22 protein-coding genes are annotated in these 24,041 nt (G+C 41.6%); 21 read left to right on the forward strand and 1 reads right to left on the reverse strand.

All coding sequences use genetic code 11. The features are described 5' to 3' along the window. Positions 1–107 precede the first annotated feature (107 nt). The 6 genes from DWW33_RS12045 (at position 108) to DWW33_RS12070 (ending at position 6,714) form a co-directional block, all read left to right on the forward strand. Entirely contained in the window at positions 108–1,256 is a 1,149-nt protein-coding gene (locus DWW33_RS12045) for a glycerate kinase family protein (RefSeq protein ID WP_118639596.1), read from the forward strand. A 306-nt stretch (positions 1,257–1,562) separates the two neighbouring features. Continuing rightward, positions 1,563–2,942 carry a PTS transporter subunit EIIC gene (locus DWW33_RS12050; protein WP_117841450.1) on the forward strand — a complete coding sequence of 460 codons (1,380 nt, stop codon included), beginning with the start codon at positions 1,563–1,565 and terminating at the stop codon, positions 2,940–2,942. Then, a complete protein-coding gene (locus DWW33_RS12055; RefSeq protein ID WP_118639597.1) occupies positions 2,929–4,395 on the forward strand; it encodes a glycoside hydrolase family 1 protein in 1,467 nt (488 codons plus the stop codon). Before DWW33_RS12050 ends, DWW33_RS12055 begins: the two co-directional genes overlap by 14 nt. Further along, complete coding sequence (locus tag DWW33_RS12060; protein ID WP_117697259.1) at positions 4,379–5,329, forward strand: nuclear transport factor 2 family protein; 951 nt, start codon at positions 4,379–4,381, stop codon at positions 5,327–5,329. Before DWW33_RS12055 ends, DWW33_RS12060 begins: the two co-directional genes overlap by 17 nt. A 39-nt stretch (positions 5,330–5,368) precedes the next feature. Next, positions 5,369–6,238: a PRD domain-containing protein gene (locus tag DWW33_RS12065; protein ID WP_117697257.1), complete on the forward strand. Its 870-nt coding sequence runs from the start codon at positions 5,369–5,371 to the stop codon at positions 6,236–6,238. Continuing rightward, the gene (locus DWW33_RS12070; RefSeq protein ID WP_118639598.1) at positions 6,238–6,714 is read left to right on the forward strand and encodes a PTS sugar transporter subunit IIA; all 477 of its coding nucleotides are present in this window, start codon (positions 6,238–6,240) and stop codon (positions 6,712–6,714) included. The genes DWW33_RS12065 and DWW33_RS12070 overlap by 1 nt, the downstream gene beginning before the upstream one ends. Positions 6,715–6,716: 2 nt before the next feature. On the opposite strand, the gene DWW33_RS12075 is transcribed toward DWW33_RS12070, so the two are convergent. Further along, positions 6,717–7,139: a hypothetical protein gene (locus DWW33_RS12075; protein ID WP_118639599.1), complete on the reverse strand. Its 423-nt coding sequence runs from the start codon at positions 7,137–7,139 to the stop codon at positions 6,717–6,719. A 91-nt stretch (positions 7,140–7,230) separates the two neighbouring features. On the opposite strand from DWW33_RS12075, the gene DWW33_RS12080 reads away from it, so the two are divergent. The 15 genes from DWW33_RS12080 to DWW33_RS12150 all read left to right on the forward strand — a co-directional run bounded on the left by DWW33_RS12080 (position 7,231) and on the right by DWW33_RS12150 (position 24,025). After that, a complete protein-coding gene (locus DWW33_RS12080) occupies positions 7,231–8,316 on the forward strand; it encodes a serine/threonine-protein kinase (protein WP_118056664.1) in 1,086 nt (361 codons plus the stop codon). A 139-nt stretch (positions 8,317–8,455) separates the two neighbouring features. After that, positions 8,456–9,220, forward strand: a complete 765-nt coding sequence (locus tag DWW33_RS12085; protein ID WP_118639600.1) for a hypothetical protein — start codon at positions 8,456–8,458, stop codon at positions 9,218–9,220. Between the two features lie 238 nt (positions 9,221–9,458). Beyond that, a complete protein-coding gene (locus tag DWW33_RS12090) occupies positions 9,459–9,947 on the forward strand; it encodes a GNAT family N-acetyltransferase (protein ID WP_118639601.1) in 489 nt (162 codons plus the stop codon). A gap of 28 nt (positions 9,948–9,975) precedes the next feature. Beyond that, complete coding sequence (gene sfsA / locus DWW33_RS12095; protein WP_118639602.1) at positions 9,976–10,677, forward strand: DNA/RNA nuclease SfsA; 702 nt, start codon at positions 9,976–9,978, stop codon at positions 10,675–10,677. 36 nt (positions 10,678–10,713) lie between these two features. Next, complete coding sequence (locus DWW33_RS12100) at positions 10,714–11,268, forward strand: acyltransferase (protein WP_118639603.1); 555 nt, start codon at positions 10,714–10,716, stop codon at positions 11,266–11,268. 692 nt (positions 11,269–11,960) lie between these two features. After that, entirely contained in the window at positions 11,961–12,380 is a 420-nt protein-coding gene (gene rpsL / locus DWW33_RS12105) for a 30S ribosomal protein S12 (protein WP_022242941.1), read from the forward strand. Between the two features lie 191 nt (positions 12,381–12,571). Then, positions 12,572–13,042 carry a 30S ribosomal protein S7 gene (gene rpsG, locus DWW33_RS12110; protein WP_207659146.1) on the forward strand — a complete coding sequence of 157 codons (471 nt, stop codon included), beginning with the start codon at positions 12,572–12,574 and terminating at the stop codon, positions 13,040–13,042. 50 nt (positions 13,043–13,092) lie between these two features. Next, positions 13,093–15,210: an elongation factor G gene (fusA, locus tag DWW33_RS12115; RefSeq protein WP_117697237.1), complete on the forward strand. Its 2,118-nt coding sequence runs from the start codon at positions 13,093–13,095 to the stop codon at positions 15,208–15,210. 116 nt (positions 15,211–15,326) lie between these two features. Beyond that, on the forward strand, positions 15,327–16,514 hold the full coding sequence (gene tuf / locus DWW33_RS12120; protein ID WP_117697235.1) for an elongation factor Tu: 1,188 nt from the start codon (positions 15,327–15,329) through the stop codon (positions 16,512–16,514). 107 nt (positions 16,515–16,621) lie between these two features. After that, positions 16,622–17,818, forward strand: a complete 1,197-nt coding sequence (locus DWW33_RS12125) for a helix-turn-helix domain-containing protein (RefSeq protein WP_227709583.1) — start codon at positions 16,622–16,624, stop codon at positions 17,816–17,818. A gap of 181 nt (positions 17,819–17,999) precedes the next feature. Further along, a complete protein-coding gene (locus DWW33_RS12130) occupies positions 18,000–18,905 on the forward strand; it encodes a transporter substrate-binding domain-containing protein (RefSeq protein ID WP_022243681.1) in 906 nt (301 codons plus the stop codon). A gap of 49 nt (positions 18,906–18,954) precedes the next feature. Beyond that, entirely contained in the window at positions 18,955–19,710 is a 756-nt protein-coding gene (locus DWW33_RS12135; protein WP_022243680.1) for an amino acid ABC transporter permease, read from the forward strand. Between the two features lie 11 nt (positions 19,711–19,721). After that, positions 19,722–20,462 carry an amino acid ABC transporter ATP-binding protein gene (locus DWW33_RS12140; protein WP_022243679.1) on the forward strand — a complete coding sequence of 247 codons (741 nt, stop codon included), beginning with the start codon at positions 19,722–19,724 and terminating at the stop codon, positions 20,460–20,462. A 15-nt stretch (positions 20,463–20,477) separates the two neighbouring features. Further along, complete coding sequence (locus DWW33_RS12145) at positions 20,478–21,143, forward strand: cytidylate kinase-like family protein (protein WP_117697233.1); 666 nt, start codon at positions 20,478–20,480, stop codon at positions 21,141–21,143. A 218-nt stretch (positions 21,144–21,361) separates the two neighbouring features. Next, positions 21,362–24,025, forward strand: a complete 2,664-nt coding sequence (locus DWW33_RS12150; RefSeq protein WP_118639604.1) for an ATP-binding protein — start codon at positions 21,362–21,364, stop codon at positions 24,023–24,025. The last annotated feature ends 16 nt before the right edge of the window (positions 24,026–24,041 follow it).

Consider the following 24,041-nt stretch of genomic DNA (forward strand, 5'->3'; position numbering starts at 1 on the left):
TTAATGGAAGGGAAGCTCTGGCTTAATAGGCCGGAGTTTCCCTTTCGAGTTAGAGATTCTTTTAAACTTTTATACAGGTGGTAGAATAAACAAACGAGGAAAATCCAATGAAAGTAATCGTAGCAATAGATTCATTAAAAGGCAGCTTAAGTTCCTTAGAGGCAGGAAAAGCAGTGGAAAATGGTATTAAAAAAGCAATACCAACAGCAGAAGTTATGATAAAGCCGGTTGCAGATGGTGGAGAAGGAACAGTAACAGCCCTGACCACCGGATTGCAGGGCAGTCTGGAAAAGGTAGCGGTAACAGGACCTCTTGGACAGAAGGTCGAGGCAGCGTATGGTATCCTGCCGGATAAAACAGCAGTCATTGAAATGGCAGAAGCCGCCGGACTGCCACTGATGCCAGTGGATAAACGAAATCCAATGGAAACCACTACTTATGGTGTGGGGGAACTGATAAGCCATGCCATGGATAGAGGCTGCCGTAAGTTTATCGTTGGAATTGGCGGCAGTGCCACCAATGATGGCGGTGTCGGAATGCTGCAGGCTTTGGGGTGTCATTTTTATAAAAAAGATGGAATCGAAATAGGATTTGGAGCAAAAGAACTGAAAGACCTGGAAACGATAGATATGGAAGCGTTGGATAAGAGGCTGAAAGAATGTGCTTTTGAAATAGCCTGTGATGTGACCAATCCATTATGTGGCACAACAGGAGCCAGTGCTGTGTTTGCACCACAGAAGGGCGCAGACGAGACCATGGTGGTAAAACTGGATGCGGCATTAGCTCATTTTGCTGATGTAACAGAAAAGGCTTTAGGCGTAGACAACCGGAACATGCCGGGAGCCGGAGCAGCAGGCGGACTGGGCTTCGCATTTGCATCTTATCTGGGCGGGGATTTACGTCCGGGCGTAGAGATAGTATTAGATGCGGTATTGCCGGAGAAAGAATTAAGTGAAGCTGATATCGTAGTGACCGGAGAAGGAAGATTTGACGGACAGACTGCTATGGGAAAAGCGCCGGTTGGAATTGCAAAGCGGGCAAAAGAAAAGGACTGCATGGTACTGGTATTTGCCGGCAGCATTGAACCGCAGGGCGTCCGGAAAGTGCAGGATGAAATGCAGCTTGTAGATGGAGCATTTCCAATTTTACCAGGTGTGATGACATTGGAAGAAGCCATGCAGAAGACAGTGGCATATGAGAATATGAGCTATACGGCAGAGCAGGTATTCCGGGTGATTGGAAACTGTCAGAAGTGACGAAATTTGCCGGTGTAATTTGGCAAATATTACGGCTTGTAATTACTGAATTTGCATGGTAACATAAATGTATCAATTGAGAACAAGATTGTAACTCCTTGGAGGCATTACTTGTACAGCTTTTCGTTGTATGGTGCCAAAGAGGAGCTTTTTTGTTGCAGCAAATGGAAATTTCCGAGAGGATTGTTATCCTGGAAACAGGAGCATTACCCAAAGGACATAGTAAAGCGCGTGCTATGTGTTTTGGGTATTTTTTGTTCAAAATGATTGTTATAAAACGAGGCAGCAGAAAGGAGAGTGTTTCATATGCAGAGTAAATTTGAAAAAATAGCGGAAGAAATACTGGAAAGAATAGGGGGAGCAGCAAATATAAGTAATTGCACACATTGTATGACCAGACTGCGGTTTACATTAAAAGATACCAGCCTGGTGAAAGTAGAGGAAATAGAGGCATTACAGGGAGTACTGGGCATAAAAAATGCAGGAGGACAGTTTCAGGTAATCATCGGAAAAGATGTAAATGATGTCTATGACTGTGTCTGCAAAATTGCAAATATCAAAACTACAGAATTAGATATTACAGATGGAGAAGAGGCTGGAGAAAAGAAAAAAATCGGACAGCAGATATTAGATTATATCAGCAATGCATTCATACCATTGGTTCCGGCACTGGTTGGTTCCGGTATGTTAAAGGGATTCCTGTCCTTGTTTACTTATTTAGGCTGGCTGGATGCAACCAGCGCAACGTATGCTGTATTGTCAGCAGCAGGAAATGCAGTATTTTATTTTATACCACTTTTAATTGCATATAATACAGCAAAATATTTAAAAGCAAATATTGTTGTTGCAATGGTTATCATGGGAGCGTTGATGGAACCGAATTTTACGGCACTGGCAGGAGCAGAAGACCCATTAACATTATTTGGACTGCCGCTAACGGTAATAACATATTCTTCCATGATTATACCAGCATTAATTATAGTACCTATACAGGCTCAGCTGGAAAAATTACTGAAGAGGTTTATTCCAAAATCAATCCAGTTATTATTTGTGCCACTGATTACCATTTTTGTTATGGTGGTATTGAGTGTATTGGTAATTGGCCCGGCATCCAGTGAATTGTCCAATCTGATTGGAAAGGCAAGTAACTGGCTGAATGATACCAATGCAGTTTTGTTTGGAATTCTGGTAGGTGGAACTGTTGGATATCTGACTATTCTTGGTGTACATATGGCACTGGTACCTATTATCATGTTGAATTTTACAAATATGGGAGCTGACCCGGTATTGGCATTTATGAGTGCAACCTGTTATGCACAGATTGGAGTGGCATTTGCTATCTGGTTCAGAAGCAAAGACAAGGAAGTAAAATCTCTTGCAGGAGCAAGCGGAATTACCGCATTACTTGCCGGAGTGACAGAGCCGATTCTCTTTGGCGTATGTATGAAATATAAACGTTCTTATGCAGTGATTGGTATTGCCGGAGCCCTGGGCGGTATGATAATGGGGATTTTCGGATGTAAGGCAATGGGATTTGTCAATGCAGGGATTTTAGGATTATCCGGATATTTTTCAGATACATTTAGATTCTATTTACTGGCAGCAGCAGTAAGTATGGTCGCAGGATTTATTTTGATGGCAGTGTTTGGATTTGGTAAAGGAGAGAGAAAGGATGCAGCAAGATAAAGGAAGCTTTCCGGATGATTTTCTGTGGGGTGGTGCTGTGTCAGCGTGTCAGACAGAAGGCGGCTGGAATGTAAATGGAAAAGGAGCCAGCATAGCAGACTGTATGGCATTGGGAGATAAGGAGGAGGGGAGAAAATGCTTCCCCTCCTTAGATAAAAAATATATTTATCCATCCCATTATGGAAATCATTTTTATGAGCATTATGAAGAAGATATCAAATTATTTGCAGAAGCAGGATTTCAATGTTTCCGGATGTCTGTTGCGTGGACAAGAATATTCCCAACGGGAGAGGAAGAAACTCCGAATCAGGCAGGCTTAGACTACTATAGAAGCGTGTTTGAAACCTGCAGAAAATATAAGATAGAGCCGATAGTTACAATTCTGCATTATGATCTGCCATTGGCACTTGCAATGAAATATGAAGGCTGGAGTAATCCAAAGCTGATCCCGCTATATGAAAAATATGCAAAAACCATAATCGATGAATATGCAGATCTGGTGGTTTACTGGATTCCTTTTAATGAGATAAACTGCCTGACACTGCCGCTTGGAACAGTATTTGGCGGTGGAATAATCGAAAAAGAAGGATGCAATATTTTGCCGGAACAGGATGACATGGAAAGAAGATATCGGTGTTTGCATCACCAGTTTCTTGCGGCGGCATGGGTAAGTGCATATGCCCATGAAAAATATCCACATATCAGGGTTGGTACAATGATTGCCTATTACTGTACCTATCCTTATTCCTGCAGACCGGAGGATGTAAGAATGGCACAGGAGCATCATAAGATTCACAATCTCCTTTGCCTGGATGTGCGGTTAAAAGGAAAGTATCCATGGTATATGAAAAAATTTTTCCGGGAAAATAAGATTTCGATAACATGCAGTAAAGAAGAGAAAGAACTTTTGCAGAAAGGAACAGCCGATTTTTGTGGATTCAGCTATTATTTTTCGAACTGTATCAGTGGACAGCAGGGATTGGAGTCCTCCATGGGAAATCTGATGGCAGGAGTGAAGAATCCATATTTAAAACAAAGTGAGTGGGGCTGGCAGATTGATGCAGAGGGACTTCGGATTGCTTTGAATGAATTGTATGGAAGGTATGAAGTCCCGCTTATGGTATTGGAAAATGGTCTGGGAGCACGAGACCATATAGAAAATGGAAAAATTCAGGATACCTACCGCATTGCCTATTTAAAGGAACATATAAATGCCGTAAAAGAAGCACTGGAAGATGGTGCGGATGTGAAGGCTTATACGGCGTGGGGATGTATAGATTTAGTAGGTGTGAGTACAGGTGAAATGGATAAACGCTATGGAATTATTTATGTAGACTTTGATAACAAAGGAAATGGAAGTGGAAAGAGAATTCCAAAAGAATCTTATTACTGGTACCGTCAGGTTATAGAAAGCGGGGGGAAAGAGAGTTTATCATATGAGAGAAAGAGATAAAATAAAGCAACAGTTTGAATATTTTGTCCAGGGTCTGGAAAAGAATGATGCGAAGTTCTGGGAGGTGGTCATTGCCAAAGATTGCAGAATGCAGTCGGAAACGGTTGGAGATGCGGAGGGATTTGATGCAGTCAAAGAGAAATTGGTCTGGAGAGGACCAAAGCTGGATTTCAGCCGGTACCGGATTTACAATACATGTATTTTTCAGGAAAAGGATCAGGCGGTGCAGTCGGCATATGTGATTGCAACAGTGGGAGTGAAGGAAGATTATTATTTACACTGGTTTACATTTGGCGGACACTATCTGATAAACTGGATAAAGGAAGATGCGATATGGAAAATGAGTAGTCTGAAATACTGCCATGATATGGAATGCGGAAATACATCCTTTGTCCGTGGATGGTGGAAGTTAATTGATTATGATATCTGGACCGGCTATAAAAAACATCCTGTTATTTCAAAAGAGGAAGCACCATGGCGGGTAATGGACAATGGGGAAGACTGGACAGAGGAAGAAAAGATTGCAGATCTGTTCTGCCGGTATGCATGGGGGATTGATGAGGATGACTTTGAGATTACAGCATCGGTTATGACAGAGACGATTCAGTCGAATATACCGGGAAACTCCTTTGAAGGAAAAAAGGAACTGCTCACTATGCTGCAGGGAAAGCGGAAAAAGGAAAACAGTATGTCGCATGTGGGAAAGATTGTGTCGATAAAGCAAACCGGCAATGAAGCAGAAATGGTGGTATGGCGGTATGAACCGCACAGAATCGGCACAAAATTTACCCATGCTGGTAATATTGATACTATGTTTTATTCGGTAGACTACCTGTGGCACCTGAAAAAAGAGGATGGCAGGTGGTTGGTAACAGGAATCGATTATAATATTGGTGTATTTGGTGAAAAAGATGATGGAAGATACTATCAGTAACGTAGTATAATAGAGAAAACTCATGTGGAGGAAAAAGCGATGCTTGCAATTAAGAAAATCAATAATAATGTAGCAGTATGTAAAGATGGGAATGGTTGTGAATTAATTGCTTTTGGAAAGGGAATTGGATTTCCACAGATGCCATATGAGATAAAACTGGAAAATATAGACAGGACATTTTACAATATCAGCGCACAGTACATGGGACTGATGAATGAACTGCCGATGGATATCATAGAATTTACAATGAAAATACTGCCGGTGGTACAGAGCAAGCTGGATTATGATTTAAATCCAAATCTTGTGCTGACACTGGCGGACCATCTGGCATTTGCAATGGAGCGGGAGAGGAAGAAAATTTATATTGAGATGCCGCTTATTTATGACATGGAGCAGCAGTATCCCATGGAAATGAAATTGAGCCGGTATATTGTGGCACAAATGGACAAAGTATTTCATGTGAAATTAAAAAGAAATGAATTATCAGGAATTGCCATGTCTATCATAAGTGCAAAGATTACATCCGAGCAGAAGACAAATGGAACGGATAAGATTGACTTCGAAGGCGTATTGAAGGATATCGGCCGGATTATAGAAAAGGAGCTTCATATCGTGGTAAATAAAGAATCCTTTGATTATGCCAGATTTGCAACTCATATAAAATATCTTTTGGACCGGATTTGCAGCAAACAATATATTGATACGGATAATATCACACTGTATCAGAATCTCAGGGAAGAGTTTGCGGATATTTCCAGATGTGTGGACTGTATTATAGAATATCTGAATCAGAAATTAGATTGTGAAGTAACAGAAGAGGAAAAAATGTATCTGATTCTGCATGTAAACCGGATTTGCAGTAAGGAAAAATGTGCAGAAGAAACAGAGGATGGGAAAGGAAATAGATAATGTTTTTTAAGAAAAAAGAAAGTGGAGAAGAAATATTTGCTCCGATGAATGGAAAATATATCGAACAGGCACAGATTCCGGATGCAATATTTGCAGAAGGAATGCTGGGAACAGGATGTGGTATCTGCCCGGAAGATGGCACCGTTTATGCACCGGCAGATGGTAAAATCGTTTCTGTGGCAGAAACTGGACATGCCATTGGAATAGAGACACCAAAGGGTGCAGAACTGCTGATTCATATAGGTATGGATACAGTGGAACTGAATGGACAGGGCTTTGAAGTATTTGCAAAAGAAGGGGACAAGGTAACAAAGGGACAGAAACTTATAAGCTGTGATCTGGAATTTGTGAAATTAAAAGGATTTTCTACAGTTACCGCATTGGTTGTCACCAATGCTGCTGAATTTAATGAAATTTATTTTGAAACAGGAAAAACATTTCCTGCCACAGCTTTGCTGGGCGAAGTAAGAAAATAATTTCAGGCGAGTTCCTTATATCCTAATTCATACAGTAATTCATTTACATCTGAGAGTGCACAGTTCCGCTGCAGGGAAAAGATAATCGCGCTGTCCCGTTCTATACGGGCATAGAGAATGGGATATCCGGTGGCTTTTAAAAGATTCTGTACTTCCGTAAAGGATAAATGCATGGCAAAGCAGAGAGCAAGCACTTTGTCTCTGGAAGGACGCTTGCGTCCATCAAAAATCTGATAATAGTAGTTACGGTCAAGACCGCTTTTCCGAATGAGAGAAGGCAGGTCTTGATTTTTTGTATGAATCAGCTGATTGAGATAATCGGAAACAGAGACCTGTACCAGCTCTGGTTCTTCCTGCTCGGTATAATCGGAGAAGGAAGGCGTATTTTTTAAAATATCTAAAAGTTCCTGCGTTGATTTTTTCATTTGGCGAATCCACCCATTTCTGCTATAGTGATATTGATTATCATAGAATGTAGAAGATAAAAATGCAAGAGAAAAAGGGAGTCTGACAGCAATGAGCGAAAAATTATACCAGGAGTTTCAAAGAAAACAGCAGGTGCCATTGACGATATTGGGAGGTAAGATGCCTTATCAGACGCAGCTGGTGCAGGACACTTCCACGGGAAGGATTCTGGTTCAAAAAATTATAAAGAAAGAAAATATTCCCATTTATTGTAAATTACAGAACCTGCAAAGTCCACATCTTGTAAGAATCATAAGCTGCAAAGAGCAGCAGGATGTGGGCGTGATATTAGAAGAATATATCAGCGGAGAAACACTGGATGAAAAATTGCGGCGATATGGGACAATGCCGCCGGAACTTGTCGGAAATTATGCACAGCAGCTGTTGGAGGTGCTGGAGCAGATTCATGCACAGGGAATTGTACATCGGGATATTTCACCGAAAAATATATTGATTTCCACAGATGGAGTTGTAAAATTACTGGATTTTGACATTTCTCGGCAATGGAAAATGAACCGGAATGCAGACACAACGATTCTTGGAACGGTTGGCTTTGCATCTCCGGAACAGTATGGTTTCCTTCAGACAGATGCAACGGCAGATATTTATGCAGTGGGTGTCCTGATGAATGTGATGTTAGAGGGCGTGCTGCCGAATGTACGGCTGACAGGGAAAAAACCATTCCAGGGTATCATAAAAAAGTGCATAGAGATTGACCCACAGAACCGCTACCAGAGTGTCAGTGAACTCAGGCTGGCATTTAAACCGGAGAGACAAATGCCCCAGGGGAAGCAGACGATTCTTCCGGGCTTCCGGACCGGAGTTGTCTGGAAAGAGATACTGGCAGTTTTTATTTATCTGTTTCTGATTATAGGCAGTATACAGTTTATGATGATGTATGGTAAAACGCCGGCCGCTTTTGGACTGGAAGCAATTGCGGTACTTATCTATGCATGGCTGTCCTGCGCGGTGGGATTCAATTTCCTGCTGTGGGATACCAAAGTTCCGGGAATCCGTTCGCTTCAGAAACCGGTACGGATAATCATCCGGATTATCCTGGCACTTATCCTTTTCTATTTTGGAATGCTACTGGAAAATTATGTAAAATTTACGCTGCTTGGGCTGACATCACAATAGAAATTGCCTGGCAGGAAGAGACAGGAAAATGATTGACATAAAAACGATTTAAAAATGTATGCCGTCAGCATACCACAAAACCTTCCGACTCATATATGATTGTCTCATACATAAGATTTATGAAAACGGGAGGCATAAGATGGAAAAAGTAAAGAAACCAATTTATAAGAAATGGTGGTTCTGGGTAATTATCGTTGTAGTCGTATTTGCAATTGCAGCAGGCGGTGGAAGCAGCAAGAAGGATTCGGATAAGAATTCTGTTACAGACACAGAACAGGCAGAGAGCGGCAAGAGCAAAGATACTGATAAAGATGCTGGGAAGGAAGATGCTCCGGAAGAAGATTTATCACAAATCGAGACGGACTATACGCTTGGAGCAGGACATTACACAGCAGGTGTTGACCTTCCAGTTGGTAAGTGCAATCTGACAGCAGTAAGCGGAAATGGAAATGTCAGCAGCAGTAATATGTTTAATGGCGGCATCAATGCAATGTTTGGCGTGGATGATGGGAACGGACTTTATGAATCCTCTTTTAATGGATTGAAAATGAAGGAAAACGTGGAACTTAAGATTTCAGGAGATGTAGTAGTACAGGTCAGTTATACAGAAGTAACCGGAGGCATGAGTGGAAGAGAATATGATGAATCAGCAGCAGTGGAATTAGGCAGTGGCAATTATACGGCAGGCACAGATTTCCCGGCAGGAACTTATACCGTAACAGCTGTGGATGGAACCGGAAACGTCAGCACATCAAATTTATATGATGGAGGAATGAATGAGATGTTTGGCGTAGATGATGGAAATGGTCCCTATACACCAGAAGTGAAAAATGTGGAACTGAGTGATGGCGTGGAATTGAAGGTAAGCGGAGTAAACATTCGCCTGGTTCCAGTGAAAGAATAGTTTGGATTTCAGAAAGCAGAACAGAAAAATATAATAAAAAACAGAATAGAAAAGCACGACAGAAATTGTCTTTGATAAAGGACAAGGCTGTTGTGCTTTTCCCGTTTCACAGGAAATACTACGAGAACTGGAATTCGTCTCTTGAGAAAAATCATAAGGGGTTATACAATAGGAGAAAGTTATAAAAGGTTATAAAAGAATTAAAAAGTTATAAAGAGTTATAAAAGGAGTACACAAAATGACAATCCGTACAGCGCAGATGGAAGATATTGATGCAATTACAGCAGTGGAGACAGAATGTTTTCCACCGGCAGAAGCAGCAACGAGGGAAGAATTCGCAGAACGTTTAAAATATTATAAAGACCATTTCTGGCTGATGTTCGATGGGGGACGTCTGGTGGCATTTGTTGATGGTATGGTGACCAGTCAGAAAGACCTTACGGATGAAATGTATGAAAAAGCAGAACTGCATGAGGAGCAGGGGGAGTGGCAGATGATTTTCGGCGTGAATACCATTCCGGCATACCGAAGACGCGGTCTGGCAGAGCAGCTATTAAAAAGAGCTATTGCAGATGCAAAAGCCCAGGGAAGAAAAGGACTGGTGCTGACCTGCAAGGATAAGCTGATACATTACTATGCGAAATTTGGATTTGAAAATGAAGGCGTATCAGAGTCTGCCCATGGAGACGTGGTGTGGAACCAGATGCGTCTGACTTTTCAGAAATAAGATAAACAGGAATCAGAGGATATAGAAATTGAAATATCAAAAAGTGATAGAGGGAAAATTTGTAGACCGTCCCAACCGTTTTATTGCGCATGTTAAAATTGATGGAGAACTTCAGACGGTGCATGTAAAAAATACCGGGCGCTGCAGGGAACTGCTGCTTCCGGATGCAGCAGTCTATCTGGAAGTGGCAGACAATCCAAAACGAAAGACAGCATATGATCTGATTGCTGTATATAAAGAAAATTTCGGGCTTATTAATATAGATAGTCAGGCGCCTAACAAGGTGGCAAAAGAATGGCTTGAGACACAATCGTTTGATTTGATCAGACCGGAATATAAATATGGAAATTCCAGGATAGATTTTTATATGAAAAAAGGACAGCAGGAATATTTAATGGAAGTAAAGGGCTGTACTTTGGAACGTGATGGCATTGGTTATTTCCCGGATGCACCGACGGAACGTGGCGTGAAACATTTGCGGGAGCTGGCAGAAGCAAGGAAGGCTGGCTATGAATGTATATTGGCATTTGTAATTCAGATGGAAGGTGTGGAAGAAGTGCGGGCAAATGTAATGACCTATCCTGAGTTTGGAAAAGCATTGGAAGAGGCAGGTGCAGCAGGCGTAAAGATATGGTTTCTTATGTGTAAAGTAGAAAAGGACGGCCTCAGCGTGAAAGACTGGGCTCAGCGTGCAGAAACAGCGGAAACACGATTGCATTCAAATGGTTAATTGCCAAAGGAAGAATAATTAAGGAGAATACAGCGAATGGATTGCAAAGAAGTAAGAGTTGATATGAGGATACCAAATCCAAAAGACCGGGAAGAAAATGTAAGGGCGGCGCAGATTATGTTTCAAATGAACCATACGATGCCTTTTACGGAAGAATATCAGACGCTTTTAAAAGAATTGTTTGGAGAGAACCTTGGAGAGGGAAGCTACGTTGCAGCACCAATCAGTGGTGCCTGTGTCAGTACCATGAAAATTGGAAAAAATGTTTATATTAATTCTGGGCTGCTGGCAATGGCACGTGGTGGAATTGCCATAGAGGATGGCGTGCGGATTGCAGCTAATGTCCAGCTGATTTCGAATAATCATGATCCTTATGATTTGTCGATACTGACCTGCAAGCCGGTGCTAATTAAAAAAGCCGCATGGATTGGCGCGGGCGCAAGCATCCTGCCGGGGGTAAGCATTGGAAAACATGCCATCGTCGGGGCAGCATCAGTAGTGACAAAAGATGTGCCGGACTATGCAGTCGCAGTCGGAAATCCGGCAAGGGTAATAAAGTATCTGGATGCCAGCCGTTTCGAAGAGATATAAGGAATAGATTTTATGGGATGGCAGGCAATATATAGCCAGGAAAAGAGTGCTGCGCTTCAATATTGTAATGGTGGGTTCCCATCGCAACCGGGCTACATAGTCGGGAAAAGGGTACTACGCTTCGATGACATTTTTTACTGAGAAGCAGCATAATTAGGAGGAAGAATGATAGCTGAAAAATAGTTGGTTAACAGAAATATCATACTAACGCTAATAATATAGAAGAAATGGTATGAAAAATGAGAGAAAATCTCTTGAAAAGTAAGTTATAAAGCAGAAAAATCATACTTAAAAGAAGATAAAGACAGATTTAGTATGAGAAAAGTAAGAAAAGTTGCGGAAAAATCATACTAAAAGGAATATGTTGCTGCATTTAGTGTGAAAAGACGCCACTTCAATTCCGCTGCGCTCCATCTCAGTCGTGGCTGTCGCCACGTCATCAGAAAGCCCCAGCCAGCGAGCCAGAGAACTTCGATTCCGCTGACGCTCCATCTCAGTCGTGGCTGTCGCCACATCAAAAAAAAGCTTTCAGCCGTTATCAAATAAATTTGAACAGCTGAAAGCCTTCTTTTTTTCTCTGGCTCGTAGCTTGCACGAAAAATTTGCTTGACAAGTGGCGAATCGGCTTATATACTGAATTAGTGTGCATACAAATGCACATTTATCAAATAATAGCACAGGAGGTGAAAATAATGCCAACATTTAACCAGTTAGTAAGAAAAGGACGTCAGACATCTGTTAAGAAGTCTACTGCACCTGCACTTCAGAAGGGCTACAATTCTTTAAAGAAGAAAGCAACTGATACTTCTGCTCCTCAGAAGAGAGGTGTTTGTACCGCTGTTAAGACAGCTACACCTAAAAAACCTAACTCAGCTCTTAGAAAGATCGCCAGAGTACGTCTTTCCAACGGAATCGAAGTAACAAGCTACATTCCAGGAGAGGGACACAACTTACAGGAACATAGCGTTGTTCTTATCCGTGGTGGTCGTGTTAAGGACTTACCAGGTACAAGATACCATATTATCCGTGGAACTCTTGATACAGCAGGAGTCGCTAACAGAAAACAGGCTCGTTCCAAATACGGCGCTAAGAGACCAAAAGACGCTAAATAAGCTTAGCGCACACCAATAGTATCACAAACAGAGCTAAAGGTAAGTGTTGGAATTATTGTCACATACGATATATTTCCGCACGAACACATTTTAGAGAGACACATGTGAGTACCGTTGAATTAATCGAAACAAATACTACATGACAGGCACAATGACCTGTGATGCAAAACATGATTAAGGAGGGAAGTAACGTGCCACGTAAAGGACATACTCAGAAAAGAGACGTATTAGCAGATCCGATGTACAATAACAAAGTGGTTACCAAGCTTATCAACAACATTATGTTAGATGGTAAGAAAGGTATTGCACAGAAGATTGTATACGGTGCATTTGACAGAGTTGCAGAGAAGACTGAGAGACCAGCTCTTGAAGTATTCGAGGAAGCTATGAACAACGTTATGCCAGTACTTGAGGTAAAGGCTAGACGTATCGGTGGAGCAACTTACCAGGTACCTATCGAAGTTAGACCGGACCGTCGTCAGGCTCTGGCTCTTCGTTGGCTTACACTGTTTTCACGCAAGAGAGGCGAGAAGACAATGGAAGAAAGACTGGCAAATGAGATCATGGATGCAGCAAACAATACTGGTGCATCTGTAAAGAAAAAAGAAGATATGCACAAGATGGCAGAAGCAAACAAAGCTTTCGCACACTATCGTTTCTAATCAGAACGAGAGCATATTTTTTCGGTTAAGAAAATTAGGAGGAAAAAACCTTGGCTGGAAGAGAATATCCGTTAGAGAGAACCAGAAACATTGGTATTATGGCGCACATCGATGCTGGTAAAACAACGTTGACAGAGCGTATCCTTTATTATACCGGTGTTAACTATAAGATTGGTGATACTCATGAAGGTACTGCTACCATGGACTGGATGGAGCAGGAGCAGGAAAGAGGTATTACCATTACTTCAGCCGCTACGACATGTCACTGGACTTTGGAAGAGTTTACAAAGCCAAAGAAAGGTGCTTTAGAGCATCGTATCAATATCATTGATACTCCTGGACACGTAGACTTTACGGTTGAGGTTGAGCGTTCACTTCGTGTACTGGACGGCGCTGTCGGCGTGTTCTGTGCAAAAGGTGGAGTAGAGCCTCAGTCAGAAAATGTATGGCGTCAGGCTGACACATACAACGTACCTAGAATGGCATTCATTAACAAAATGGATATCTTAGGTGCAAACTTCTACGGAGCTGTAGATCAGATTCGTACAAGATTAGGTAAAAATGCAATCGTTCTTCAGTTACCAATCGGTAAAGAAGATGATTTCAAGGGAATTATCGATTTGTTCGAAATGAAAGCTTACATCTACAATGATGATAAGGGAGATGATATCTCCGTAACAGACATTCCGGACGATATGAAAGACGACGCAGAATTATATCATACCGAACTGGTTGAGAAAATCTGTGAGTTAGATGACGACCTTATGATGCAGTATTTAGAGGGAGAAGAGCCATCTGTTGAAGATATGAAGGCTGCCCTCAGAAAAGGTACCTGCGAGTGTACAGCAGTTCCGGTATGTTGTGGTTCTGCTTACCGTAACAAGGGTGTTCAGAAATTATTGGATGCTATCGTAGAATATATGCCAGCTCCAACAGACATCCCAGCTATTAAGGGTGTTGACCTTGAAGGAAATGAAGTAGAGAGACATTCATCTGATGATGAACCATTCTCCGCTCTTGCATTCAAGATTATGACTGACCCATTCGTAGGAAAACTTGCATTCTTCCGTGTTTACTCTGGTGTAATGAACTCCGGATCTTACGTACTGAATGCAACAAAAGATAAAAAAGAACGTGTAGGCCGTATTCTTCAGATGCATGCAAACAAGAGAGCAGAGCTTGAAAAAGTTTACTCTGGAGATATTGCAGCAGCCGTTGGATTTAAGTTTACAACTACTGGTGATACCATCTGTGATGAACAGCATCCGGTTATCTTAGAGTCCATGGAATTCCCAGAGCCAGTTATCGAGCTTGCTATCGAGCCTAAGACAAAAGCTGGACAGGGTAAGATGGGTGAAGCTCTTGCAAAACTTGCAGAAGAAGATCCTACTTTCCGTGCTCATACAAATACAGAAACAGGACAGACCATCATCGCTGGTATGGGTGAGCTCCATCTGGAAATCATCGTTGACCGTCTGCTTCGTGAATTCCACGTAGAAGCAAACGTAGGTGCTCCTCAGGTTGCTTACAAAGAGACATTTACAAAGCCAGTTGATCAGGAATACAAATATGCAAAACAGTCTGGTGGACGTGGACAGTACGGACACTGTAAAGTTAAATTCGAGCCGATGGATGCCAACGGAGATGAACTCTTCAAGTTTGATTCTGCAGTTGTTGGTGGTGCTATTCCTAAGGAATACATCCCTGCAGTAGGCGAAGGTATCGAAGAAGCTACCAAAGCTGGTATCCTTGCAGGATTCCCAGTAGTAGGTGTTCATGCTACCGTATATGATGGATCTTACCATGAGGTCGATTCATCTGAGATGGCATTCCACATTGCCGGATCCATGGCTTTCAAAGAGGCTATGGCAAAAGCAGCTCCTGTAATTCTTGAGCCAATCATGAAAGTTGAAGTTACTATGCCGGAAGAGTACATGGGAGATGTTATTGGTGACATTAACTCTCGTCGTGGACGTATCGAAGGTATGGATGACATCGGTGGTGGAAAAATGGTTAAAGCATATGTTCCACTTGCTGAGATGTTTGGATACTCAACAGACTTACGTTCCAGAACTCAGGGACGTGGTAACTACTCAATGTTCTTCGAGAAATATGAGCAGGTTCCGAAGTCTGTACAGGACAAGATTGTTGCATCTAAAGCAAAATAATAAAAATGCTTGAAAAACTCGCAAGTTTTTTATATAATCAGAAATAGCCGAGTGACTTATTAAAATGTAAAAATAAGCGCCCAGAAAGGGCATAAAATTAAGGAGGACGTTTTAAAATGGCAAAAGCTAAGTTTGAAAGAACCAAACCACATTGTAATATCGGAACCATTGGTCACGTAGACCATGGTAAAACAACTTTAACAGCAGCTATTACAGCAGTTTTAGCAGCAAGAGTTGCAGGTAATACAGCTACAGATTTCGCTAACATCGATAAAGCTCCAGAAGAGAGAGAAAGAGGTATCACTATCTCTACAGCTCACGTTGAGTATGAAACAGAGAAGAGACATTACGCACACGTTGACTGTCCTGGACATGCTGACTACGTAAAGAACATGATTACCGGAGCAGCTCAGATGGACGGCGCTATCCTTGTTGTTGCTGCAACTGATGGTGTTATGGCTCAGACAAAGGAGCACATCCTTCTGTCTCGTCAGGTAGGTGTACCTTACATCGTTGTTTTCTTAAACAAATGTGATATGGTAGACGACCCAGAGTTAATCGAGTTAGTAGAAATGGAAGTTACAGAGCAGTTAGAGGAATATGGTTTTGAAGGCTGCCCAATCATCCAGGGTTCTGCTCTTAAAGCTCTTGAAGATCCTAACGGACCATGGGGCGACAAGATCATGGAATTAATGGATACTGTAGATAGCTATATCCCAGATCCACAGCGTGATACAGATAAACCTTTCTTAATGCCAGTTGAGGACGTATTCACAATCACAGGTCGTGGTACTGTTGCAACAGGTAGAGTAGAAAGAGGAACATTACATCTGAATGACGAACTTGAAATCCTTGGTGTTAAGGAAGATGTTCAGAAGACAGTTGTAACTGGTATCGAGATGTTCCGTAAACAGTTAGACGAGGCTCAGGCTGGTGATAACATCGGTGCACTTCTTCGTGGTGTTAACCGTGACCAGATCGTTCGTGGACAGGTTCTTGCTAAACCAGGTACTGTTACTTGCCACAGAAAATTTACAGCTCAGGTTTACGTTTTAACAAAAGATGAAGGTGGACGTCATACACCTTTCTTCAATAACTACAGACCACAGTTCTACTTCAGAACAACTGACGTAACTGGTGTTTGTGAATTACCAGCAGGTACAGAGATGTGTATGCCTGGTGATAACGTAGAAATGACTATCGAACTGATCCATCCAGTAGCTATGGAGCAGGGTCTTACTTTCGCTATCCGTGAGGGTGGTAGAACAGTAGGATCAGGACGTGTTGCTACAGTTATCGAGTAATCTTTGCTCTTGCAATGAATTGCTAAAATAAGTAAAATTAACCCGGAGAGTGTTCGCACTTCTCCGGGTTTTTTGCAACTCATACACAACCAACAGAGGGAGACATTATGGTTACTTGTAGAGACGTCAATAATTTGGATCTGGATGGAGTAGAATTGCTGACAGGGGAAGTAGGACTGGACAGAGTGGTGTCCTGGACATATTTTGTGCAGACGAAGCCCTATGAAGAGCATATGAATCCTGGCAACTTCGCACTGATTGTAGTGGATTATCTGCGGTTTGACATTGAGAAGACCTTTGAAACAATGGTAGAACTGAATGCACTGGGAATTTCCGGACTTGCAATATCAATTGTGGATGACCGTGAGAAAATTCCACAGAAAATGATAGACAAGGCGGTTGAATTGAAATTGCCACTGTTCTATGTCCGCTGGGAAGGCGCAACCTTCGTGGATATTGCACAGAGTATCGGGCAGCTGATACTGGAAACCAATATTACAAATAAGCGTACCGGGGACTATTTATATAATTTGCTGTTTGGATATGAAGTAAATGATAAATATATTGAAAAAATATCCAGCCAGTTTGGACTGGCTTTCGACCGGGCATATCGTGTTGGAATCATTGTAATTGACCGGAAATATGGAATTAACCTGGAGCAGGATGAGCATACTTATCTCTATTATACGGACTGTCTGAACCGGGAAGTAATGCATATGGAAAATCGTCCGATGTATATGCGTTTCTTAAATAAATTTGTGCTGCTGTTTGAGGCAACGGAGGATAAGGAGACAGAACGGCAGATTGAACAATTGCTAAAGAAACTGGACAGCCGCCCGCAGTTCGATGGGCTGATACACAGTACCTGTATTTTAGGCGCAGCTTATACGGATCCGTCTGAATTTGGCAAGAGCTATCAGGAAGCAAAAAATCTGATCCCAAAGAAAGATTATCTGCCGAATCCTACTAATAAAAAAGTGCTTAGTGCCAGTTCCATGGGCATTTATAAATATATGTTTAACAATGGAAATCAGCAGGAGATACTGGACTACTGCAATGACAAATTAAAGAAGCTTGAGATGTATGACCAGACCAATGGGGCATTTCTGGTGGAGACACTGCTGACATATTATATGAGTGGATTTAATGTGGGAAAGACAGCAGAGGCTTTGTATATCCATCGGAATTCTCTGCAGTACCGCCTGAAGAAGATAGAAGAAATACTGGAGGTTGACCTGGAAGATTCCATGGAATATCTCGATATTGTAAACTGTATTCTGGTAAAAAGATTGATGTTTAATTAAGATGTTGTGCAAATTGCACAATCAAATTGTGCATTTTGAAAGTTGAAAAGAAGAAAAAGAAAGTATACTATACTGTCTATCAGCAAAGACGCTTTGAGAGAAAGAAATCTCAAGCGTCTTTTTTGATACTCTAGAGAAACAAAAAGTCGGCTTCACATTTGCATTTAAGGAGGAACATATTATGAATAAAAGAAAATTATTAGCATTGGTACTGACAGGAGTTATGGCAATATCTACATTGGCAGGATGTGGTTCATCAGATACAAAAACATCCGATACAGATGTGAAAACCTCAGAGACAGCAGAAACATCTGATAAGAATGTATTAAGAGTTGGAATGGAATGTGCATATGCTCCATTTAACTGGACACAGGACAGTGATACAACACCGGATGGAAGCAAGGCGGTTCCGATTTATGGATCTGACTATTATGCATATGGATATGATGTGGCAGTAGCCCAGAAGCTTGCTGATGAGATGGGAATGGATTTAGAGGTTCATAAAGTAGAATGGTCTTCCATTGGAATCTCATTAGATGCAGGAGATTATGATGTAATCATTGCAGGAATGGGAAAAACAGCAGAAAGAGAAGCTTCTTATTCATTTACAGAACCATATTATTACAGAGATAACTGTATCGTAGTAAAAAAGGGAAGTGCTTATGAAAATGTAAAAGGACTTTCTGATCTGGCAGGAACCGGATGTAAAGTAACAACACAGTTAGGAACCGGCTGGGTACCTCTTTTGGATCAGATTGAAGGTGCGGAGCAGTCAGGAAATTATGAGACAACATCCGAATGTTTCATGGCAATATCCAATGGTGTTGCAGATGTATGTGTCGTAGATTTGCCAACCGCACAGTCAGCAGCACTTACCAATGATGACCTTGTGATTATTCAGTTAGATGCAGATGATTCTTTCACCGGTGATGATGAAATGGTAAATGTATGTATCGCTACCAGAAAAGATGATACCGCATTAAGAGATAAAATCCAGGATGCGATGGATGCCATTGGCTGGAATGATAAAGCCAAAATGGATGAGCTGATGGATACTGTTCTGACACAGCAGCCGGCAGCAAACTAGAAATATTTCCAGCGTGAGCTGAGTAACAGATAAAGTGAGGTAGAGAAATATGTTAGTAGAAAATCCGAGTAATTCGTTAGAGTGGATGATATTTTTAGCCCAGAAATATGCAAGTATGTTTATCAAAGGAACCTGGCTTACGCTGGAAATTGCTGTAATCGGAACGCTGGTTGGTTTTGTGTTAGGCTATATTGTCGGCCTTGTAAATGATGCAAAAATCAGCGAGGGTGATAATGTTTTCAAGAAGCTTCTGATGCGGCTTTTGAAAATCATTTTTACCGTATATGTGGAAATCTTCCGTGACACTCCAATGATTGTTCAGGCAATGATTGTATACTATGGAATAAAAATGCTGGGAGTAGAAATGACACCGGTATTTGCAGGTATTGTGGTAACGGTATTAAATACCGGAGCTTACATGGGTGAGACAGTACGTGCCGGAATCGGCTCCATTGATATGGGCCAGCGTGAAGGTGCATGGGCAATGGGAATGTCGCCATTTAAGACAATGTTGTATGTGGTATTGCCACAGGCATTTAAAAATATTATCCCAGAGATGGCAAATACATTCCTGACAAACCTGAAGATGACATCCGTATTAAATGTAATTGCAGTACAGGAACTTTTCATGGCTGCAAAAACAGTCGGAGGAAATTATTACAAATACTTCGAGTCATACCTGGTAATTGCAGTGATTTACTTTGTATTGTGCTTTGTCTTTGATAAGATTTTCAAATTTATTGAAAAGAAAATGCAGGGCAAGACAGATTATGCACTGGCAATTGAGTATATGGATAATCAGTAGGAGGAACGGATATGGGAGAGACAGTAATTTCAATCAAGGATTTGAGCAAATCATTTGGGAATCATGAGGTTTTAAGAAAAATAGATATTGATATAGAAGCAGGAGAAATTATCTGTATAGTTGGTTCTTCCGGTTCCGGAAAGTCAACGCTGCTGCGGTGTATCAATAAACTGGAGCGGCAGACCTCTGGTAAAATCCTTTACCATGATAAGGAAGTCCGGAATGTACAGAAGGACATCAATGAATACCGCTCCAGGGTGGGAATGGTATTTCAGTCCTTTAACCTATTTAACAATATGACTGTATTGCAGAACTGCATGCTCTGCACCAGAAAGGTGCTTCATATTTCCAAAGAAGAGGCATTTAACCGGGCAATCACACATTTAAAGGATGTAGGAATGGCTCCTTATATCAATGCAAAACCATCACAGCTTTCCGGAGGACAGAAACAGAGGGTTGCCATTGCAAGGTCTCTTTGCATGAATCCGGAAGTACTTCTTTTCGATGAGCCGACTTCTGCACTGGACCCGGAAATGGTAGGAGAAGTATTAAATGTTATGAAAGAACTTGCCAAGACGGGACTTACAATGATTATTGTTACTCATGAGATGGCATTTGCAAGGGACGTGTCCACCAGAACCATTTTCATGGATTCCGGTTATGTGGCAGAGGATGCAGCTCCATCCGAACTGTTTACCAATCCAAAGAATCCAAGAACACGGGAATTCTTAAGTCGTTATTTAGCAGGTTAAAGGAGGACAGAAAATATGGAGAATTTTGTAATAACCTTTGCAAGAGGATTCGGAACAGGCGGAAAGGCGATTGCTTCCCAGCTGGCAAAGGAGTTAGGTATTCACTGTTATGAGAACCGAATCTTAACACTGGCGAGCCAGCTCAGTGGACTGGATGAGAATATTTTTCAGGAAGTAAATGAAAAAATGAGGGAGACCAGTGGATTTTCCAGCTTTTTAAGAGGGCTGCCACGGTCAAGACGTTACATTTCCAGAAATGAAAAATTCGTATCGGATGACAAGCTGTTTGAATATCAGAGTGAAATTATCAAAGATCTGGCAGAAAAAGAGTCCTGCGTCATTGTCGGAAAATGTGCCGACTATGTACTGAAGGGCAAGCCAAATGTGGTGAGTATCTATATTGAGGCACCGAGAGCATTCTGTGTGAACCGTACCATGGAAAATATGGGCGTGAGCGAAGAGGTCGCTAATGCAACCATAGAGCGGACGGATAAATTCCGGGCAGATTATTATGAATATTACACCCATGGAAATTACTGGACAAACCCGGTCAATTATGACATGACATTAAACAGTGAGCGGGTTGGCGTGCAGAACTGTGTAAAAACCATTGAGCAGTACCTGATTATCAAAGGGCTGATTACACCGGATATGATACATCCGGCAGGAGAATTAAAATAAGAGTTTGAAATAAAAGTTTAAAATAAAAGTTCAAAGTAGGAACAGAGTTGGAAAATTAGAAAAAGACAGAAAAAAGCAGGAACACCGGAACTGGAACGGAGCTCCTGCTTTTTTGCGGCAATAAGAAAATACTGGTGGCAGCTTCCACAGGGATTGTTTTATTGCGAACAAACTGGATTTTATATATAATGAAGTAAAACAACTCGGGAGAAAAATTGATGGAAGCAGGAATGATTACAACAGTGCTTTTGGTGGCATGTGCAACTATATGTATTGGCGTTGGCATCTTTTACTTTTTTATTAATAATACGAAAAACAAGGGGCGGATTTGTATCCTGCTTCTGGGAATAGGAGGAGGAATCTGGGCACTGGGTTCAGCATTGTATGGAAATTGTACAGATGACAGATTGGCACAGAATTTCTTTTGCATGACAATTGTGGGCTTTAATTTATATGTCATTGCGATTGTAATTTATGTGGCGTGTCTGACTGGTGTAAAAATAAAGGGATATGGTCTGATGGTTGGATTAGGAATACTGACATCTCTGGTGGATGGTGTTTCTTTTGGAAGTATGCGGATCCGCCATTTTTACAGGGTCAATGGAAGAACCTGCTTTACCACAGAATTTCATGGCAGCGTGTTTTACCACTGGCTGTATATTATGCTTTGCTTTTTGTGCTGCATCTATATTGTACTATATTGGTCGAAGAAAATTATGCGTAAAAGTCAGAGAAAATATGTGGCATATATCATTCTGGGAAATACAATTATGCTTCTTTCGGCAATTCCGGATACAGTGTTACCATTTTATGGAATTAAATCTTATCCCAGTTCGGTTTATGGTGTAACAGTTTCATTTTTAATGACTGTATTTTTTAGTATCCGGTATGATACTTTTGGAATATCAAAATTAACAGTTTCAGATTATCTGTTTAATCAGATTGACTATGGTGTGATGGTATATGATTATCAGAGAACACATATTTTACATAATACAAATGCAGAAGTGTTGTTTGGAGCAGAAGTGGAACAGCCTTTTGAAGAACTGGTAACCTGCGAGTGCAATAAGGAAGAATTTGCAGAACAGCTTTATCAGGGAAAAATAGAGCACTGCAAGGTGAAATGCCTGCAGGGCAATCAGATTTTATCGGTAACGTCTTCGATGGTCTGCGATGAATATGGCGAGATGCAGAACACTATCGTAACACTGGTGGATATTACTTACGAAGAAGAACTTTTAGAGCGGCTCCGGGTGTCAGACCGGGCGAAGACCGATTTCCTTACGAATATGTCCCATGAAATCCGTACGCCAATCAACGGTATTATGGGAATGAACAGCCTCCTGCTCCGGCAGATTGATACACTGCCAAGAGAGAAGATTGCAGAGTATGCAGGAAATATGCAGCGGGCCAGCAGGACCCTGCTTGCCATTGTAAATGACATTTTGGACATTTCCAAAATTGAATCCGGAAAGATGGAACTGCTTTGCGAGGGTTATGAGCTGGCTTCCCTCATTAACGACTGCTATACGATAGTTGCCTCTAACTGCAAGAAAAAGAATCTGGATCTGTATATGGAAATTGATGAAAATCTTCCATCCATTTTATATGGAGATGATGTCCGTATCCGCCAGATAGTAAATAATTTTCTGTCTAATGCGGTAAAATATACCAAGCGTGGTCATGTAATTTTAAAAATTTCTTATAGCAGGATAGACGAGGAAAATATCAACCTGCGCATTGATGTAAAAGACAGCGGAATTGGAATCCAGAAGAAGGATATGGAGAACCTTTTCCAGAATTTCACAAGATTAGAAGAGCATAAGAACCGCAATATCGAGGGAACCGGACTGGGACTGAGCCTGACGAAACGTCTGGTAGATATGATGCACGGAGAAGTACAGGTAGAAAGCCAGTATGGTGAAGGCTCAACATTTACGGCAATCATACCGCAGAAGGTCATCTGCGAAGATGGCATTGGTGATATGAAGCAGATTTTCGAAAACTATGAGCTTTCTGTCGGTGCAATGATGCCGGTACCTCAGTTTGCCGGCACGCATATCCTTGTGGTAGACGATATGGAAATGAACCGCATTGTGGCAAAAGAGATGCTGCTGCAGACAGGTGCAATCGTGGATGTGGCAGGCAGTGGAGAAGAAGGGCTGACTCTGATGAAAGAGCAGCACTATGATCTTATTTTTATGGATCAGATGATGCCGGATATGGATGGCATTGCCACCTTTGAGGAAATGAAGAGAATGAATCATCAGAATAAAACTACACCGGTAATTGCCATGACAGCCAATGCGGTAAAAGGAGCAAAGGAAATGTATCTGCAGCATGGATTTGCCGATTATATTTCCAAACCGATTTTTGAAGAGAAGATGTGGAAGATACTGGAACGTTTTCTGGCGGACAAGCAGACGGATATAAAGGCAGAGCATAAGATTGCAGCAGAAGAAAGCATCGAAATAGAAGAAAGTCTTGAAACAGAAGAGAATCTCGAAACAGAAGAGCTTTGGGATAGGGAATCATTGCAGGAGCGTTTTCCATACCTTGACACCGAGCAGGGAATGTCCGTATGCATGGAAGACAAAGATTTTTATCTTAAGATATTAAAAGTCTATCTGAAAGATGAGATGGTGGATACTCTGCAGCAGGATTATGAGGCAGGGGACTGGGCACAGTATCAGATTCATGTACATGGACTGAAAAATGTGTCTGCGAATATCGGAGCCATGGAGCTGTCTGGGCAGTTTAAGGGATTAGAGTATGCCATCAAGAATCATGACATTCCGGATACGGTTTATATCCGAAGTCATCATGATAAAGTAATGGAGGCATACCAGGAGCTCTTACGGCGGCTGGAGCGGGATATCTGAGAAGGAGGAAGACAAA

It is taken from the genome of Roseburia sp. AF15-21 (genome assembly GCF_003479505.1).
Taxonomy (GTDB): domain Bacteria; phylum Bacillota; class Clostridia; order Lachnospirales; family Lachnospiraceae; genus Roseburia_C; species Roseburia_C amylophila.

Bases quoted from the DNA above. Each gene is read 5' to 3' on its own strand.
- DWW33_RS12135 (WP_022243680.1), top strand. From the start codon at position 18,955: ATGTTAGTAGAAAATCCGAGTAATTCGTTAGAGTGGATGATATTTTTA.
- DWW33_RS12085 (WP_118639600.1), top strand. From the start codon at position 8,456: ATGGAAAAAGTAAAGAAACCAATTTATAAGAAATGGTGGTTCTGGGTA.
- DWW33_RS12140 (WP_022243679.1), top strand. From the start codon at position 19,722: ATGGGAGAGACAGTAATTTCAATCAAGGATTTGAGCAAATCATTTGGG.
- DWW33_RS12090 (WP_118639601.1), top strand. From the start codon at position 9,459: ATGACAATCCGTACAGCGCAGATGGAAGATATTGATGCAATTACAGCA.
- DWW33_RS12065 (WP_117697257.1), top strand. From the start codon at position 5,369: ATGCTTGCAATTAAGAAAATCAATAATAATGTAGCAGTATGTAAAGAT.
- DWW33_RS12150 (WP_118639604.1), top strand. From the start codon at position 21,362: ATGGAAGCAGGAATGATTACAACAGTGCTTTTGGTGGCATGTGCAACT.
- DWW33_RS12075 (WP_118639599.1), bottom strand. From the start codon at position 7,139: ATGAAAAAATCAACGCAGGAACTTTTAGATATTTTAAAAAATACGCCT.
- tuf (WP_117697235.1), top strand. From the start codon at position 15,327: ATGGCAAAAGCTAAGTTTGAAAGAACCAAACCACATTGTAATATCGGA.
- DWW33_RS12145 (WP_117697233.1), top strand. From the start codon at position 20,478: ATGGAGAATTTTGTAATAACCTTTGCAAGAGGATTCGGAACAGGCGGA.
- rpsL (WP_022242941.1), top strand. From the start codon at position 11,961: ATGCCAACATTTAACCAGTTAGTAAGAAAAGGACGTCAGACATCTGTT.
- DWW33_RS12130 (WP_022243681.1), top strand. From the start codon at position 18,000: ATGAATAAAAGAAAATTATTAGCATTGGTACTGACAGGAGTTATGGCA.
- DWW33_RS12050 (WP_117841450.1), top strand. From the start codon at position 1,563: ATGCAGAGTAAATTTGAAAAAATAGCGGAAGAAATACTGGAAAGAATA.
- DWW33_RS12045 (WP_118639596.1), top strand. From the start codon at position 108: ATGAAAGTAATCGTAGCAATAGATTCATTAAAAGGCAGCTTAAGTTCC.
- DWW33_RS12055 (WP_118639597.1), top strand. From the start codon at position 2,929: ATGCAGCAAGATAAAGGAAGCTTTCCGGATGATTTTCTGTGGGGTGGT.
- DWW33_RS12070 (WP_118639598.1), top strand. From the start codon at position 6,238: ATGTTTTTTAAGAAAAAAGAAAGTGGAGAAGAAATATTTGCTCCGATG.
- DWW33_RS12125 (WP_227709583.1), top strand. From the start codon at position 16,622: ATGGTTACTTGTAGAGACGTCAATAATTTGGATCTGGATGGAGTAGAA.
- DWW33_RS12060 (WP_117697259.1), top strand. From the start codon at position 4,379: ATGAGAGAAAGAGATAAAATAAAGCAACAGTTTGAATATTTTGTCCAG.
- DWW33_RS12100 (WP_118639603.1), top strand. From the start codon at position 10,714: ATGGATTGCAAAGAAGTAAGAGTTGATATGAGGATACCAAATCCAAAA.
- DWW33_RS12080 (WP_118056664.1), top strand. From the start codon at position 7,231: ATGAGCGAAAAATTATACCAGGAGTTTCAAAGAAAACAGCAGGTGCCA.